14 protein-coding genes are annotated in these 14796 nt (G+C 69.4%); 8 read left to right on the top strand and 6 right to left on the bottom strand.

Features of this window, described 5'->3' with window-relative positions:
• The first annotated feature begins 10 nt into the window (after positions 1-10).
• Together ACFHYQ_RS01415 and ACFHYQ_RS01410 are read left to right on the top strand one after the other, a co-directional pair.
• Complete coding sequence (locus ACFHYQ_RS01415; RefSeq protein ID WP_394299199.1) at positions 11-223, top strand: hypothetical protein; 213 nt, start codon at positions 11-13, stop codon at positions 221-223.
• Positions 220-630, top strand: coding sequence for a TadE/TadG family type IV pilus assembly protein (locus ACFHYQ_RS01410; RefSeq protein ID WP_394299198.1), 411 nt, complete (start codon positions 220-222; stop codon positions 628-630). The genes ACFHYQ_RS01415 and ACFHYQ_RS01410 overlap by 4 nt, the downstream gene beginning before the upstream one ends.
• On the opposite strand, the gene ACFHYQ_RS01405 is transcribed toward ACFHYQ_RS01410, so the two are convergent.
• Complete coding sequence (locus tag ACFHYQ_RS01405) at positions 605-730, bottom strand: hypothetical protein (protein WP_394299666.1); 126 nt, start codon at positions 728-730, stop codon at positions 605-607. The genes ACFHYQ_RS01410 and ACFHYQ_RS01405 overlap by 26 nt on opposite strands.
• Between ACFHYQ_RS01405 and ACFHYQ_RS01400 the strand changes: the two genes are divergently transcribed.
• The 6 genes from ACFHYQ_RS01400 to ACFHYQ_RS01375 all read left to right on the top strand — a co-directional run bounded on the left by ACFHYQ_RS01400 (position 684) and on the right by ACFHYQ_RS01375 (position 5883).
• Positions 684-1133 carry a hypothetical protein gene (locus tag ACFHYQ_RS01400; protein WP_394299628.1) on the top strand — a complete coding sequence of 150 codons (450 nt, stop codon included), beginning with the start codon at positions 684-686 and terminating at the stop codon, positions 1131-1133. The genes ACFHYQ_RS01405 and ACFHYQ_RS01400 overlap by 47 nt on opposite strands.
• On the top strand, positions 1133-1564 hold the full coding sequence (locus ACFHYQ_RS01395; protein ID WP_394299197.1) for a pilus assembly protein TadG-related protein: 432 nt from the start codon (positions 1133-1135) through the stop codon (positions 1562-1564). The genes ACFHYQ_RS01400 and ACFHYQ_RS01395 overlap by 1 nt, the downstream gene beginning before the upstream one ends.
• The gene (locus ACFHYQ_RS01390) at positions 1561-4035 is read left to right on the top strand and encodes an AfsR/SARP family transcriptional regulator (protein ID WP_394299196.1); all 2475 of its coding nucleotides are present in this window, start codon (positions 1561-1563) and stop codon (positions 4033-4035) included. Before ACFHYQ_RS01395 ends, ACFHYQ_RS01390 begins: the two co-directional genes overlap by 4 nt.
• Positions 4036-4067: 32 nt before the next feature.
• A complete protein-coding gene (locus tag ACFHYQ_RS01385) occupies positions 4068-4700 on the top strand; it encodes a PIN domain-containing protein (RefSeq protein WP_394299195.1) in 633 nt (210 codons plus the stop codon).
• 276 nt (positions 4701-4976) lie between these two features.
• A complete protein-coding gene (locus tag ACFHYQ_RS01380; RefSeq protein ID WP_394299194.1) occupies positions 4977-5618 on the top strand; it encodes a carbonic anhydrase in 642 nt (213 codons plus the stop codon).
• A 133-nt stretch (positions 5619-5751) separates the two neighbouring features.
• A complete protein-coding gene (locus ACFHYQ_RS01375; RefSeq protein ID WP_394299193.1) occupies positions 5752-5883 on the top strand; it encodes a hypothetical protein in 132 nt (43 codons plus the stop codon).
• 84 nt (positions 5884-5967) lie between these two features.
• Here ACFHYQ_RS01375 and ACFHYQ_RS01370 read toward each other — a convergent pair whose 3' ends face one another.
• The 5 genes from ACFHYQ_RS01370 to ACFHYQ_RS01350 form a co-directional block, all read right to left on the bottom strand.
• A complete protein-coding gene (locus tag ACFHYQ_RS01370) occupies positions 5968-6945 on the bottom strand; it encodes an L-threonylcarbamoyladenylate synthase (RefSeq protein WP_394299192.1) in 978 nt (325 codons plus the stop codon).
• Between the two features lie 227 nt (positions 6946-7172).
• A complete protein-coding gene (locus ACFHYQ_RS01365) occupies positions 7173-8294 on the bottom strand; it encodes a hypothetical protein (RefSeq protein ID WP_394299191.1) in 1122 nt (373 codons plus the stop codon).
• Positions 8295-8297: 3 nt separating this feature from the next.
• Entirely contained in the window at positions 8298-10361 is a 2064-nt protein-coding gene (gene fxlM / locus ACFHYQ_RS01360) for a methyltransferase, FxLD system (protein WP_394299190.1), read from the bottom strand.
• A gap of 16 nt (positions 10362-10377) precedes the next feature.
• The gene (locus tag ACFHYQ_RS01355; RefSeq protein WP_394299189.1) at positions 10378-11637 is read right to left on the bottom strand and encodes a lanthionine synthetase C family protein; all 1260 of its coding nucleotides are present in this window, start codon (positions 11635-11637) and stop codon (positions 10378-10380) included.
• On the bottom strand, positions 11634-14747 hold the full coding sequence (locus ACFHYQ_RS01350) for a lantibiotic dehydratase (RefSeq protein ID WP_394299188.1): 3114 nt from the start codon (positions 14745-14747) through the stop codon (positions 11634-11636). The genes ACFHYQ_RS01355 and ACFHYQ_RS01350 overlap by 4 nt, the downstream gene beginning before the upstream one ends.
• Between the last annotated feature and the right edge of the window lie 49 nt (positions 14748-14796).

Genomic DNA, 14796 nt, shown 5'->3' with positions numbered 1-14796 from the left:
GGAGATCGACATGTCCAAGCTGCTGCCGCCGGAGGTTGCTCCCTGGCTCGCCCTCAGCGGACTCCTCCGAAACAGGCTCGACCAACTGCGCAAGGATCCGGAGAAGGGCGCGATGTCCGCCGAGGCGATGATCATAATTGCCGCGCTCGTCCTCGTAGCAATCACGGTCATGGGCATCGTGACAGCGAAGATCATCGACAAGGCCAACTCGATCAAACTGTGAGTCGATGCGGCGTGCCCAGAGTCAACGATGAGCGAGGAATCATCAGCGCAGAAGTCGTGATCGCACTGCCCGTCGTCATGGTCACGATCCTCGCCTGCATGCAGCTGTGCCTGCTGTTCTTCGCCCAGTCGGTCGCGCTCGCCGCTGCTCAGGAAGGCGTCCGCGCCGCCCGGGCTGACGGCGCTTCCCGTACGGCAGGCGCGGCCGTCGCCAGGAGATACGCGGAGCGGACCGCCGGAGGCTTCCTCCACGCCATCAGCGCCTCCAGCGGAGGGGATGCGACGACCGTCCGGGTGACCGTACGGGGCCGCTCGCTCTCCCTGGTCCCTTTCCTCCCGTCGATTCAGGTGACCGAGGAAGCCGCAGGAGCGGTTGAGCGCTTCACGAGCCCTGGACGGACCTCATGACGGAACGCGGCAGTGCCACCGTGGAGGCGATGCTCGCCATCACGGCCATCGTCTTGGTCGTCCTGCTCGCCATCGCCGGTGGCAGGATCACGGTCGCCACAGCGGCAGTGGAGGCCGCGGCACGTGACGCGGCTCGCCAGGCATCCATCGCACGATCTGCCGCCGAAGCCGAAGCGAGAGCCACTGCGAGCGCGCGCGATTCCCTGAGCAGCCGAGGCGTCAGGTGCACCTCTGTGAGCGTCCAGGTGAACACCGCAGGCTTCGGCCGGTTGGTAGGAAGGCCAGCCGCGGTCACGGCGACCGTCTCGTGCTCCGTGCCTCTCGATGACGTGGCATTCCCCGGTCTCCCCGGAAGCGTCGTGAGGCGGGCCTCCTTCACCAGCCCCCTGGACCCTTACCGAGGAAGAACTCTCGGGTTCGCGAATTCTGAAGGCCCTTCGACGGTGACCCGGAGCACGAGGTTGGGGCTCGACCCCACGACACTGATGGCAAGGGAGGCGTGATGCGCCCTCTCCTCTCCGGCGATGCCGAGCGCGGATCAATAACGCCGTACGCCCTCATCTTCATCACAGTCCTCATGCTCTTCGTCGGCCTGGCTGTGGATGGTGGAGCCAAGCTGCGGGCGGGTTGGGAAGCCGTGGGCATCGCCGAGGAAGCGGCCCGCGCCGGTGCAGGGCAGATCGATCGAGCTGCCGCATACGAGGGTCAAGATTTCGTCGTCGATCGCGGCGCAGCCGTACGAGCAGCTCGGGCATACCTGTCGGCTACTGGCCAGAACGGAACCGTAGGGATCGACGGCCCGAACTCGATCCGAGTGCGGGTCACGGTCACCAAGCCGACGTGGCTGCTCTCCCTCGTTGGAATCTCCTCGGTGTCGATGACCGCCACCGCCACCGCTGATCTTGTCTCCGGCGTCGAAAGGCCCAGCCGATGACACTTTCCCGTCTGCCACGCGCACTCGCTGCCACGATTGTGCTCATCGGCACTGTTGCCGGCTTCCCCGTCGTCTTCTATCGGTTCGCTGGCTCACCTCTTCCCGATCACATTCCCAACCTGCAAGAAGTCCTCGACAGGCTGACCGCTCGTGATGACGGCACACTGTTCATCGCCGTTCTGGAGTTCCTCGCCTGGGGAGCATGGGCGCTCTTCTCAACCTCGGTGATTGTCGAGATCGGAGCGCGGGTCGCTGGCCGGCGATTCGAGCCCCGGCTACCCGGTCTGCGTACGCTGCAACGCCTGGCGGCCTACCTCGTGGCTTCTGCCTCACTCGTTGCCGTTGCGCCGGCCGCGATGGCCGCCGTGGACGCTGCTCCACCTCCCGTGATCGCTATGGCGCCGGTGCACGCTCTCGGCGAAGTCGTAGCTGACAAACCAGTGCCAGCCCATGAGCAGGTCTACAGCGTGCGGCAGGGAGACAGCCTCTGGAAAATCGCCGACCGTAAGCTGGGCAGCCCAGGCCGGTGGCAGAAGATCTGGAAGCTCAATGCCGGATCCGCCCAGCCGGGAGGACACAGGTTCACCAACCCGGGCGTTATCCGCCCAGGTTGGAAGCTTCGACTCCCAGAGCAGGCCAGGAAGGCCGAGCGGGAAGAGCCTCCCGCCGTCAGGAGCACTGCCGAGCCCGTCAGGAACGCGGCTCCCGCGGCCGCTTCGCCCGCACAGACACCAGTCGCCGAGCGGGAGCACCACAGCGTAGTTGAGTTGAGCTCGGGATCCTTGGTTGCGCTGGGTTATGCGGCAGGCATCAGCACGGCCTACCTCTCCAATCGGCTGCGCCGCCGCCGTCGTCATGTCCCGCCGTCGATAGCGGAACCCGTGGAGATCACGCCCGAGCCGAAGCCGGACCCGGCGGTTGAGGAGTTGCGACGTGCTCATCTACGGAGCTTCACAGAGCGGGGAGAAAAGCCTCCCTCGGATGCTGAACTGCTTCAGGAGGCGCAGTCGATTGATGCGCCAGAAGATCTCGCCGTCGGGAGACGCGCTGACGGATCGGCGGTAGAGATCAGACTCGCCAGTCCAGGCCTTGGCTTGATCGGCGATGGCGCTCACGATGTCGCCCGCTACCTCATCCTCGAAGTGCTCCGTCAATCGAGCAACTTCCGGGCCGAGGTCGTGGTGTGTGGCGAACTGGCGGAAAGCCTGCTCGGAGTTCCGGCCGACGAACTTTGTCGGCTTGCGGCCTCTTTCCCAGGGCTGGTCATCACAAGCACGGCGGACGGCGCTCTCAAGCACTTCGAGCAGACTTTCTTCACCCGGACGCGGATGCTACTCGAACGCGAGGCATCGGACATCGAGGAACTGCGAGAGCAGGACCCTGGAGAGGTTCTACCGACCGTTGTCCTGGTCGCAGAGGTCGACGACGAGGTCTTCGACCGGGTGTCAGCGCCCCTGGTCTCTCGCACGACAGCGGGAGTCGGAGCGCTGCTCTTGGGCGAGTGGCCCAGCGGCACGACCTGCGAGCTCAGTGGCGATCACCATGTCGTCCACGTCACGGGCCGCCTCGCCGCAGCGATGGCCGGCGCCCAGCTCTTCCACGTCACCGAATGCGAGGCCGCGGCCCACCTGAAAGAGCTGCTGCCAGCAGAGGACGTGGGCGTTACGGAGGAGCCTTCGTCCAGCAAGCCAGCGCCGGCCTCCTGGGATGGTCCGCAGTTGGTTCGCCTGTCTATCCTCGGCCCACTCACCGTTCACGTAAGCGGCCGGTCCGAACCGCTCGAACTGGGCTGGCTGCAGCTCAACGCGCTCGTCTACCTTGCGCTCCATGACGACGGCGTGACACGCGAGCGGCTCACGACCGCCCTGTGGCCCGACGACACGGGCAAGGACGTGCACAACACCCTGCGCCACCTTCGTAATGCTCTGGTCACCGCATCCGGCTACGAGAATCGCGATCGGAAGAGAGCACCCTTCATCAACGCATCCACGACCCAGGAGGGCGCAACCTACCGCATCGACCCAGCGCTGGTAAGCATCGATCTATGGGATTACCAGGCCGCTCTGGATGAGGTCAGAGCGGTGTCCGAGCCCACAGCCAAACTGGCAGCTCTCACGAAGGCCGCCGAGTTGTGCGGAGGGGAGCTCGCGCAAGGTTTGGAGACCGAGTGGATCGAGGAACACCGCTACCCGCTGACCCGGTCGCAAGCCGATCTTCTGACCCAGCTCGCTGAGCATCACGCCGAGGAGGACCCCGAACAGGCATTGGAGGCCCTCGAAAGGGCCCGCGCGCTGGACCCCGATGCTGAGGAGACATACCTCCGAATCGCCCGCCTTCAGCTACGCCTCAAACGCAGGGATGAGGCTCGCCGCACGGTAGAGCTGCTCCGGCAGCGCCTCAGCGGATTGGGAGCTCCTTTGAGCGCGAGGACCGAGAAGCTCCTCAGCACGCTGTTCACTCAGGAAGCTTAGACGTCGTCAGACCGACATGGAAAGATCAGGGCATGCCGGTCAAGTTACCGCCCGGCGGGAACCGGGAGAACGCGCTCAAAGCGCTGCAGGACGTGTATTCGCGTGTGAGTGAAGTACGCAGGTCAGGCACCTTGGACTTGCACTCTCAGCAGTTCCACGCTGCTTATCTCAACTGGGTGGACAACGCGGTCTACATCCTGCGGCACCACATCAGTGCCGAAGATCTGGACCAGCTTGTTCTGACCAGGCGGTATTGGACCTTGCAAGCGATGAACGGCTCCTCGCTGCCCCCCGACCGGATGAGGGAGCTCATCGCCACAGAACTGGAGGATCGAGAGATTGGTCTTGGCTTAGCTGCTCAGCGCCTCGCCGAGCAGATCGAGCGCTGGTCGCGTTCAGGCGTCTTCGTGGTGCCTGATACCAGCTTCTTCATCCACCATGACGACAAGGTTGAAGACCTCGACCTCGCCGGCCTCCTTCAGCTCCGAGACGAGCCAATTCACCTGCTGGTGCCCATGGTCGTGGTTGACGAGCTGGACGATCTCAAACAGTCCAAAGACAGGCATACGCGGTGGAGAGCACGGCACACCTTGGCTGTGCTCGACCGGCTACTGTCCAACCGACACAGGCCGCGGAACTCCGGCCCGAGGACTATTCACCCCTGAACACCGGCGGTATTCCACGGGGACAGGTCACCGTCGAAGTCGTCGTCGATTCGCGAGGTCATGTACGTCTTCCCATCAACGATGACGAAATCGTCGACCAGGCCGTCTCCATCAAAGTGCTGGCAGGCCGTCCCGTTACCCTGATCACCTTCGACACCGGCCAGTCGATGCGGGCCCGGGCTGCAGGACTTCGCTGTAAGAAGATCGAACAGCTGCCAGACAGCTGAGCGAGGCCCGGCAGCGCGACTGCCGGGGGGCTTGGCCTAGGCTGCGGTCGTGACCGAGATCAAGTCCCTGACTCCCACGGAAGCCTTCGAACTGCTGCTCGCCGGTAACCAGCGCTTCGTTACGGGCGCCCCGCAGCACCCGAACCAGAACGCGACACGCCGCGCCGAGATCGCACCGCGCCAGCGCCCGTTCGCCGTCCTGTTCGGGTGCTCCGACTCCCGGTTGGCCGCAGAGATCATCTTCGATCGTGGCCTGGGTGACCTGTTCGTGGTGCGCACCGCGGGCCATGTGATGGGCATGGAGGTGCTGGGGAGCATCGAGTACGGGGTGGACCTGCTGGACTGCCCGCTGGTGGTGGTCCTCGGCCATGACTCGTGCGGCGCGGTGAGCGCCGCGCGCGCCGCGCTGGAGGACGGGATGGTGCCGGCCGGGTACGTCCGGGACGTAGTCGAGCGGGTGACGCCCAGCGTGCTCGCGGCGCGGGCCGCAGGTCGCGTGAAGGCCGACGAGATCCTGGCTGAGCACATAAGGCACACGGTTGACCTGCTATTGGACCGCTCTCGGGTGCTCGCCGAACGGGTCGACGCCGGTCAGGTCGCCGTCGTGGGCCTGTGCTACCGCCTGGCCGACGGCAGCGCCCAGGTGGTAGCAGCCCGCGGCCTCGAAGTCACCGCCGACTCCGCAGCGTGACCGAAGCTCCGCCAGCCGTTGCACAGCCCATGTCACACCGCGCATGGCCCCCGGAGCCGGTCACGCTCCCTATCCCGTACCTCACGCCGGCCTGGCCCTCGCCGCAGACTGCGAGAGGTGCCACGGGGCAACCATGATCACTGACGAACTGCGCCTGGTCTGCCAGACCGGTGAGCGCCCAGCCGAACCCGTCACGAATCCACCCGGCACCCGCGTCCGGGAGCAGCCAGGGCACGCCACCAATCCCTGGCAGACCCGGTCATGACGGTTATTCAGGGCGGGCACGACCTTCGTGCATTTGGGACCCGGTGGGCGCTCCGGCAGGAACATCGAACGGCGTCGGTGCCGGTCACTCGGAGGCCCGGGGCCCCGCAGCGCGGCGGAGCCGGTTGGCGATCGCGAGTCCCAGCCCCTCCTCCACCGGCAAGGACGCGACGATGAGGTCGCACCCCCGCTGGTCGAGCTCGCGCAGGAACCCGTACAGCCCGCGCGCGTAGGCGGCCATCGAGCCGGGCACCGCCACCACGGCGTGCGCCTTCACCGGAGCGTCGGCGAAGGAGGGGGGAAGAAAGACGCCCACCTGGTGCCCTAGCTCCTGCGCGAGCTCCGCTTCGGCGACGACCTTCTCGGGCTCGACGAGGACGACCCGCGCACGCGGCGCGTAGTGTGATGGATGCTGGCCCGGCACCCGAACGCGGCTCGTCGCGTGGACCGCAAGCGGGCACCCCAGCACCGCTTCGAGGTCCTCGCGCGTCACCCCGCCGGGCCGAAGGACGCTCGGGATCTCGCCCGTGACGTCGACGATGGTCGACTCGACGCCGACCTCGCAGGGGCCGCCGTCCAGCACGAAGTCGACGGCGTCGCCGAGCTCCGCACGGACGTGGTTCGCCGTTGTGGGGCTGACCGAGCCGAAGCGGTTGGCGGACGGGGCCGTGATGCCGCCGCCGAAGGCCGACAGCAGCGCGAGTGCGAAAGGGTGGTCGGGCACGCGCACGGCCACCGTCTCCAGGCCACCGGTCGCCTCGAGGGGCACCCGGCGACCGCGACGCAGGACCAGCGTGAGCGGCCCCGGCCAGAAGCGTTCGGCCAGCAGGCGTGCCGTCGCGGGCACGTCCTCGACCCAGTCGCCCAGGTGCTCCGCACCGCCGATGTGGACGATCAGGGGGTGGGAGGGCGGGCGCCCCTTGACCTGGAAGATGCGCGTGACGGCGGCGGGGTCCTCGGCGTTGGCGCCCAGGCCGTAGACGGTTTCGGTTGGGAAGGCCACCAGGCCTCCGGCGCGCAGCACCCCGGCCGCCTTCTCGATGTCACTGGTTCTTGCCGTCACCCTCGCAATCCTCTCACTGTTCCGCTCTCCACATTCCGTGGTCTGCTCGGCGCATGACGAGGAACCAGGGCCGACGACACCGCGTGAGCCCGGACGCACGAAAGCCGCGGAGAAGCGAAGTCGGGGAAGGGGTAGCACGGCAGGTCAAGGGGCCGTGCGGGCGGAGAAGGTGCGACAGTCGTGGTTTCGTGCCGTCCGGCAGGTCGTCTTCGCCGTGCACCGCCGCGTCAGGCTCTCTCAGCCCCCTTGGGGGCCGCCCCCAGCGTACGAGTGATCACCGTGTCGCTCATATCCAGTGCAGCCGACAGCTTCGCCATCAGACGCTCCGGGAGTCGCCGCCGGCCGAGCGCGCTGGCTTGAAGCACGCGCGTGAGGGCGGTCGCCTGCTCCGATTCCAGTAAGGCCGCGCACCCGGGATGGTCGAGCAGCTCCCGTGCGGCGTAGCCGTCCGCGGACGCTACAGCCCCCGTGATCAAGGTGACGGCTACGGCGCGCCCTTCCGATCGCCCGACTCCCCCAGCGGCGTCGATAACCGATAGGCCCAGCCGGGTTCGGAACACGACCAGGCCGGACGTGGTCTGGTCAATCCGTCGGTAGCGGTTGAGCATCACGTCCAGGGCCTCGCCCTGGGTCCGTCTGGGCTCGCAGAGCGCGGCCAGGCAAGCGGTGACTGCGTCCTCCCAGGGCTCGCCAGGCTCGGTGCCCGCCAGCAGGGCGCGGGCGGTGCCTACGTCATCGGCGGTTGCGTGCGCAATGACGGCGACCTGGCGGCCGTCGAGCATACGCTGTCCGATGCCGTTTCGGTGGCGGAGGTGGTTGAGGGCGTCCTGCCAGCGGCCTGCGGTCGTCAAGGCGCGGGTGCCGTCGGCGAGGTGGACGGTCCACAGCCACCGCAGGACTTCTCGGTGATCACCGTCGGTGGGGGTGAGCTCGGAGGCGGGCACCTGTATCCCCTCGATCACGGTGTCGGTGCGCGCGGCGAGGGCCTCGTACAAGCTGTCGAGGAGGCGGAACGCCGTGTCGCCGTCGCCGGCGCGGATGTGCAGGCGGGCGAGGTTGACGAGGGGTTCGAGGGCGTGCTGGGCGGCCCGCCCCGTCAGGGGGCGGGCGCGCAGGTAGAGGTCGGCGTGCCGGTGACACCACTCCCGTGCCAGGTCGGGCAGGTCGAGGTCGCTGGCCAGCAGCGCGGCCTGGTTGAACACGGCCGACGCGGTGGTCTGGTCGTCGTCCCGGTCGGCGGTGCGGGCCAGTTCGCACAGGCGGCTCACCCGGGCGTCGAGCGGGGCGCAGGCGGGGCGGGGCCGGGCGACGACGGGGAACCGCGCGAACGACGCCGGGGTGGGCTCCACCGGTTACTCCCAGATCACGAGGATCGGGTGGTGGGAACGGGGCAGGACGAACCGTCCGTTGCCGGGGTCCGCATCGGGCGGGGCGTCGGGCAGCTCGAACCGCGCCGTGCGGTCGCGGTGTTCCTGGTCCCAGGTGCGGATCTCGGCTGCGACGTTCTCGGCGAGGTCGTGCCCTCCGGGGCCATGGCCGACCACGCCGACCTCGTAGAGCTTCCCGCCGTCTTGTGCTGCGGGGCGTACGGTGAGGTAGGCCAGGTCACCGCCGCTGGTGGTCGCCATGGAACCCCAGGGGAACATGGCCGTCACCTTGCGGGTCTCAGCATCGGCTTGGACGTTCATCCGCATGAGCGGGTTGTCCAGACGCAGGCACAGCCACAGCTCCATCCATTCGAACGGCACGTTCGGCGGGAAGAGCACTCCGGTCCATGCCTCGTGACGCTCGGTGTCGAGCACCCCGGCCAGCGCGGAGGGGTCGACCGCCTGGTCCTTGTGGACCTGCAGAGTCACGTCCTGCTCCGGGGTCAGGGTGACGACGCGGCGGGCGTCGTCACCGATGCCGCGTAGCGGCATGAACACGGCGAGCTTGCTGTCGATGCCGCGCCAGCCGTTGTCGTCGCGTTCGAAGGCGATGCTGCGGGAGTTCGTGCCGCGCAGGCGCAGTGGTACGACCAGGCGACCGCCGGGGGCGAGTTGCTCCAGCCAGGCAGTGGGGGTCTCCCAAGCCCCGACGGTCGCGATGATCCGATCGTAGGGAGCGCCGTCTGCGTGGCCGAGGGCACCGTCGCCGAGGAGCACGCCGACGTTGCCGACGCCGGCGGCGGCCAGGTGCTCGCGCGCCCCGTCGACCAGGTCGTCGTCGACGTCGATCGTGGTGACGTGCCCGGTCGGCCCGACGATCGTGCCCATCAGTGCGGCGTTGTATCCGGTGCCCGCCCCGGCTTCGAGGATCCGCTGGCCGGGCAGCGGGTCAAGTTGCTCAAGCATCGCCGCGACCATCCACGGCTGGGAGGCCGCGCTGATCGACGCGCCGGAGACGTCGTGCTTGGTGTAGACGGGGGTGTCGGCGTACGCCGACGCGATTGAGACGCCAGGAACGAACAGGTGCCGGGGCACCGTCCGGAACGCGGTCTCGACAGCGGAGCTGCGGATGACACCGCCGTCACGGAGTCGGTCCGTCATGGCGTCGCGCAGTTTCTCGGGAGAGGCGGCGGGCTGATCGGTGATTGTCATGGGCGGGACCTTAGTCGTCGTGGACGGGTTTTGACCTGGGAAAACGCGATTACGTGCGGGGGTGAACACGGTCTGGACGGCGAGCGTGGCGATGGCCGACTGGTCGGGCACCGGCAGGCCCGCCCGGTTGGCGTGGAAGATCACGTGGTGGGCGAGGATCGCGCGCAGGCCGCGCTGTAGCCGCCCGTGCTGGGCAAGGTCGGCCAGGGATTGTCCGGCCTTCTCGAACGCGGCCACCCACCCAGCGGAGAGTGGAGGCAGGGAGCGAGCATCGGCGGTCAGCAGACGGCGCATCGCCGCCTGCAGGCCTGCATCCCGCTCCGGAGGCCAGGCGGGGTTGGCAGGGTCGGCAGGACGGTGCTCGGCGACCTGCGCCCACACGTCCCCGGCCTCGTACCAGTCGAGTCCGGCGGCGCGCATCATCGCGGCGCACAGCAGGATGCTGGTCTCCCGCTGACCGGGCGCGGCCGTACCGGGCTGGGTGGCATGGCTCTGGACGGCACGGTTCAGCAGGTGGCGACTGTCGTGGTGGAACAGCTCGTGCGCGATGTCCATGCTCTGCGGGCCGCCGAAGGCGCGCGTCTCGGGTTCGTAGATGCCGGGAACCCAACCGACGATGCGACCCTCGGTGGCCAGCTTGTCCAGGAGATCGCCGATCACGCTCGTGTCGCCGCTCATGGCGTACCGCAGCCGCCACACGCCCTTCTTCCGGATGTACCACCAGGAGCGCAGGAGGCCGCTGCCGTGGGCGGCGGTCAGGGCGGGAAGGAGTTCCGCAGCCGCGACTTCGTAGGCGGTGGCGGGGTCGGTGAACTCGATGTTGCACTGACACCACATGCGTTGTGGTCCCCTTTCAGGTAATGAGCAGGCAGGTGTCCCAACCGGTGACGGGGCCTGTCACTGACGCTGCGGACGCGGTCGCGAGGGCGATCCCGGTGGCGCCTTCGAGCAGGGCGGGGCCGGCCGATGCCAGGAGCCGGTCGGCAGCCTTCGCAGGGTCGGTGCCGGGCGGGTGGATGACCTCCAGCAGGTGCAGGGCGGCGGCGCGCAGCCGTACGGCCATGCACGGGGCGGCGTCAGCCGCCGCGCGGATGGCGATGTGAGCGAACCCGGCGTGGCCGTGGCACAGCGAGGCGTCGGTGGCCGTGGCGAGGTGGGCGCGATCGGTGACCGCGTGGACGAGGGCGTCTTCGGCGGCATGACGGCGTGCGGTGTCGCCGAGCGCGAGGGCGGCGAGCTGCTGGGTGCGGGCCAATCCCGCCGTGCCGTAGCACCACGACGGTCGGCGGGGCGAGGTCGCCTTGATCTGCCCGGCGTTCAGCTGAGGGCGGGTGACGAAGTAGGGCCAGCCGTTGCGGGTGCGCCACTGGTCGAGCCAGGCGAGGATTCGGCCGATCGCCTCATGGTGGCCGTTCACGGTGACGCCGTGCAGTACGGCGAGCGCCAGCAGGGCCAGGGGGCCGCCGATACCGTGGGCCATCCCGTTGTTGGCATGACCGCCCGGCATGCGGGATTCGGCGAGACCGGAGGGCCCGCAGGCCGCCCACCAGCCGGGCAACGTCTCCCCGTCCAGGGCCAGCGGTTCGGTCAGGCGTACCAGGTAGGTCAGGACGGCGCGGACCGCCTGCCCGTCCGGGTCGCGGCGCAGCAGGTAGGAGCCGAGTCCGGCCAGGCCGCGGATCGTGTCGAACTCGGCCAGCGCGGGCTGGCTGCCCGTGTCGATGCGGGCGTTCGCCGCTTCCACTCGGGCCAGTGTGTCGGCGGTGATCTGACGGTCCAGGGCGTCCAGCGCCCGGCGATAGGAGCCGGCCTGGTGATCGGCGGCACACGCCACGGCGTGGGCGATGGCGGGTGCCCCGTAGTACAGGTGGCTGTCCGGGCCGCCCGTGACTTTCGCCCAGGTCGCCGAGCACAGCCAGGCGTGGGCGTGGTCCCAGGGTGCCGCCCCGCGGGCGGCGAGCTCGATGTGCAGCAGGGCGATGCCCGGCGCGCCGTGGGCGAGGGATTGCGTCCACCACGGTTTCGAGGCGGGCAGGCCGGGGGCGTCGGGGTGGGCGAGCCGGTCGGCGACCGCCACGGCCAGTTTCACGGCGTCATCCTCGAGTGTGCTCACGGTCGTCCCCCGGAGGTGCGGGCCTTCCACGCCAGCGCGGCGGATCGGGCGAGGTACAGGCCGATGGCTTCGTCGTCGAAGTCGATGCCGCACGCACGGACGAAGTTGACGTGCATGAGGGAGCCGAGGACGTCATCCACGGCGACGCCCTGGGTGTCGGGGCCGGGCAGGTGGGTCCGGTACGCGGCCAAGGCCCGGGCGCGAGGTTCCCATGCCTCGGCGATCTGCGTGCCGCCGGGGGCGGCACGCAGGGCCGCCCAGTCGTCACGGGGGTCAGCGATGTCGACGGCTTCGGTGAACACCGGGCGGGGAACCCGCGCGGGGGCCTTCGCGGGAATGTGGTCGATGAGCCAGTGCATGCCCGCCGCGGTGCTGCCGGTGAACGCCTCCGCGATCGCGACGGTGTGGGCGGCCACGAGCGCCTGCCGGTGCGGGCGCGCCGGCAGCCGGAGTTGGGTGAGCACAGCACGGGAGTCGGTGGCGAACACGCGCTCGGCGGCGGCCATCGCCTCCCCCGCCCCCCACCGGCCGATCTCGGGGTAGGAGCTGGGGTAGATCAATTCGCGCAGCAGGCCGTCCCGGCGCAGTTGCTCGGCCCAGGTGCTCACCGTGCGCGCGACCGGACCGAAGGTGTCGGCGTCGGGCAGGGCGATGCGCAGACGCAGGTGCTGGGCGGGATCGCGGTAACGGACGAACCACCAGAAGGGGCCGCCGAGCTGATCAAGCAGGCCGGGCAGGTAGTCCGCGAGGATGACGTCCTGGCGGTGAATGTCGCCGTACAGGCTGGCGAGCAGCACCCGTGAGGCGGCAGGAGCCAGGCCACCCGAGCGGCCGACGACCCGCGCCGGGGTAGGTGTGGGCAAGCGCGGCCAGGGCGGTGGTGCCGTCGCCGTCAGCGGCACGATGACCTCGTGCGCTCGGCCGTCGCACCAGCCGGCCGTCTCGGGTGCCGGGGCTTCGGTCAGGACAGCATGCGGGGCCCCGCCCAGGTGGGCGCGCAGCAGCACCCGGTGCCCGCTCTGGTCCAGATCCAGGGGCAGCCGCCGGTCTCCGTCCACCAGATGCACGAGGCGCGGCAGCCGCCGACGCTCCCGCCAGGCCGTGAAGGCAGCGTCCCACACGGTCCAGGGCTCGGTCCGGCCGGGCAAGTCGGCCGCCGTCAGCCGCCAGCGGGCCGCAGCCAAGATCGTACGGCCGTAGCGCACCCGTGGGAGGTACGGCAGGCGCACGGCGGCGCCCCAGTTGAACACGCTGACCTGGGCGTACTGGGCTCGGCTGAGTTCGGTCAGGAACCGGGCCAGCGGCGGTGTGTGGGTACGGAGATTCAGCGCATGAGTCGCCGCCGCTTCCAGACGTTTCCCATGAGCCGGGGCCGCGAGGTACAGGCGGCGGCCGTCGCAGCCCACCGCCAGGTCCTCGACCGTCAGGACCTGCCCTCCCGTAACGCGGTGCTCGGCCAGGCTGATCACGATCGGAAGGGTCTGCACAGCGCGAGTCACGTGCGAGGTCGCCGGGTCCAACGGCGGGAAGGACAACTGCGCCGCCACAGTGTCGCTGTCGCCATCCGGCACCCGCGCCAGGGCCTCCGCCAGTGCGGCCCGCTCCCCTGGGGGCAGGACACTCAGGAAACGACCGGTCAGCACGCCAGCGGCACGCGAGACGGTCAGGACCTCCAGGCGGAACTCGCCGCGGTGCAGCGCGTCCAGGTCAGTGGCGTGGATACGTACGCCGAGCTCCAGATGTGACGGTGGCCGCATCTGCTCGGGTCCCAGCTGCAAGGCCGTGATCAGCGCCTCGTCGATGACGATCTCGTCGCGGCCATCCAGCGCCGCGCCTTGGGCCAGCGCCAGCAGCACCTCGTCGCGTGCGGACATCGCCGATCGCCGCTCGGGGGTCACGGTGCCCGGGTACCCGTCCGGCCAGCCGACGCCGCTGTCGTCGACCACGTCCAGCAGCGGCACCAGCGAGCCGATGCCGTACCGCTCGTAGAACCGCTGGTGGTAGGACTTCCAGGCGGGGGAGCCCACCGGGTAGGCGCTCAGCCGGGTCAGGGCCAGCGCGGCACGCTCGACCTCGCGGGCGACCTCATCGGGCAGCATGGCGGACGCGTCCAGCCTCAGATCCACCGCGAGCGGGTGCTGCCGGGTTCGGGCCAGGCGACGCATCCGCTGAGCCAGGTCCGCGCGAACGGTACGGCCCTCACTCGCCGGTGACCGGTTGTGCTGCTGCAGCAGTGCATGGATGTCCTTCAGCGCTTGGACCAGGCTCGTCTGCTCGTACGCCGACGTGCCCGCCGCCTCCAGTTGCTCCACCAGGTGTCCGAGGGCGTCGGGTTCGGTGCTGGGCGCGTGCACGCTGGTGATCAACGCACCGCGTGCGATCAGCCCGGTGAGCATCCCGGTGACCGCCGCCGGTGCGGCGTCGGGAAATTCGGCGTGGAGTTTCGCGGCCAGGTCCTCCAGACGGATCGGAGCTCGGGCCGCGTTCACGGCGGCAGCCACGGCCGGCGTGTGGCGCAGCGAGATCTCCGCCGCACCCATCCCGCGGTCATGTGGCTGTGGCTGGTAGGGCACGATCAGGCGATCGCCTCGCACGATGAGCGTGTTGTTGGCCACCACGGGCAGCCGGGCCAGCAGGTCGGGACAGTCCTCCACCTGGGCGATCACAGCGGCAAGCCACTCCGCGCCCGCCCGGGCAACAGCCTGATGCCGCACTCCCCAGCGAAGCTGCGGACCGGCTCCGAACGATGCGGTGGTGACCCCGGCGAGCAGCCCGAACGGGGTGGCGCGTCCCGCCATACGTTGCAGGTATCGGGCCACAGACAGAACCGCACGCCGGGTCTCGCGGACCTCCGGGTTCGCAGCCGTGCAGAGTACCCGCACCTGCTGGGACAGCACCGGGCTGGCGTGGTCCAGGGCCTCCGCGATGTCGTCGTTCGCCCAGACTCGCCGCAGCCAGTCCACCCAGGACGCGACATGGGCGGAGGTGGACTCGGCCAGATCGGGCCACGGCAACACAGTAGGCGGGGGGTGCGCGGCGGCGCGGATGAGCGCGGTGCCGCAGGACCGGAACCCGGCTGGCAGGACAGGCGAGCGCACGTGCACCTCCATGATGAGACGGTGAGGATGGCGGCCGGCGCCACCGCAGGTCGCCCTGCGG

It is taken from the genome of Sphaerimonospora cavernae, assembly GCF_042435035.1.
Classification (GTDB): Bacteria; Actinomycetota; Actinomycetes; order Streptosporangiales; family Streptosporangiaceae; genus Sphaerimonospora; species Sphaerimonospora cavernae.
Note: the sequence above shows the minus strand (reverse complement) of the source record. Positions and strands in the feature narration are given on the sequence as shown.

What these genes read in the sequence shown, in the direction of transcription:
- ACFHYQ_RS01415 (WP_394299199.1), top strand. Translation starts at nt 11, where the DNA reads ATGTCCAAGCTGCTGCCGCCGGAGGTTGCTCCCTGGCTCGCCCTCAGC.
- ACFHYQ_RS01395 (WP_394299197.1), top strand. Translation starts at nt 1,133, where the DNA reads ATGCGCCCTCTCCTCTCCGGCGATGCCGAGCGCGGATCAATAACGCCG.
- ACFHYQ_RS01390 (WP_394299196.1), top strand. Translation starts at nt 1,561, where the DNA reads ATGACACTTTCCCGTCTGCCACGCGCACTCGCTGCCACGATTGTGCTC.
- ACFHYQ_RS01385 (WP_394299195.1), top strand. Translation starts at nt 4,068, where the DNA reads ATGCCGGTCAAGTTACCGCCCGGCGGGAACCGGGAGAACGCGCTCAAA.
- ACFHYQ_RS01375 (WP_394299193.1), top strand. Translation starts at nt 5,752, where the DNA reads ATGATCACTGACGAACTGCGCCTGGTCTGCCAGACCGGTGAGCGCCCA.
- fxlM (WP_394299190.1), bottom strand. Translation starts at nt 10,361, where the DNA reads ATGTGGTGTCAGTGCAACATCGAGTTCACCGACCCCGCCACCGCCTAC.
- ACFHYQ_RS01350 (WP_394299188.1), bottom strand. Translation starts at nt 14,747, where the DNA reads ATGGAGGTGCACGTGCGCTCGCCTGTCCTGCCAGCCGGGTTCCGGTCC.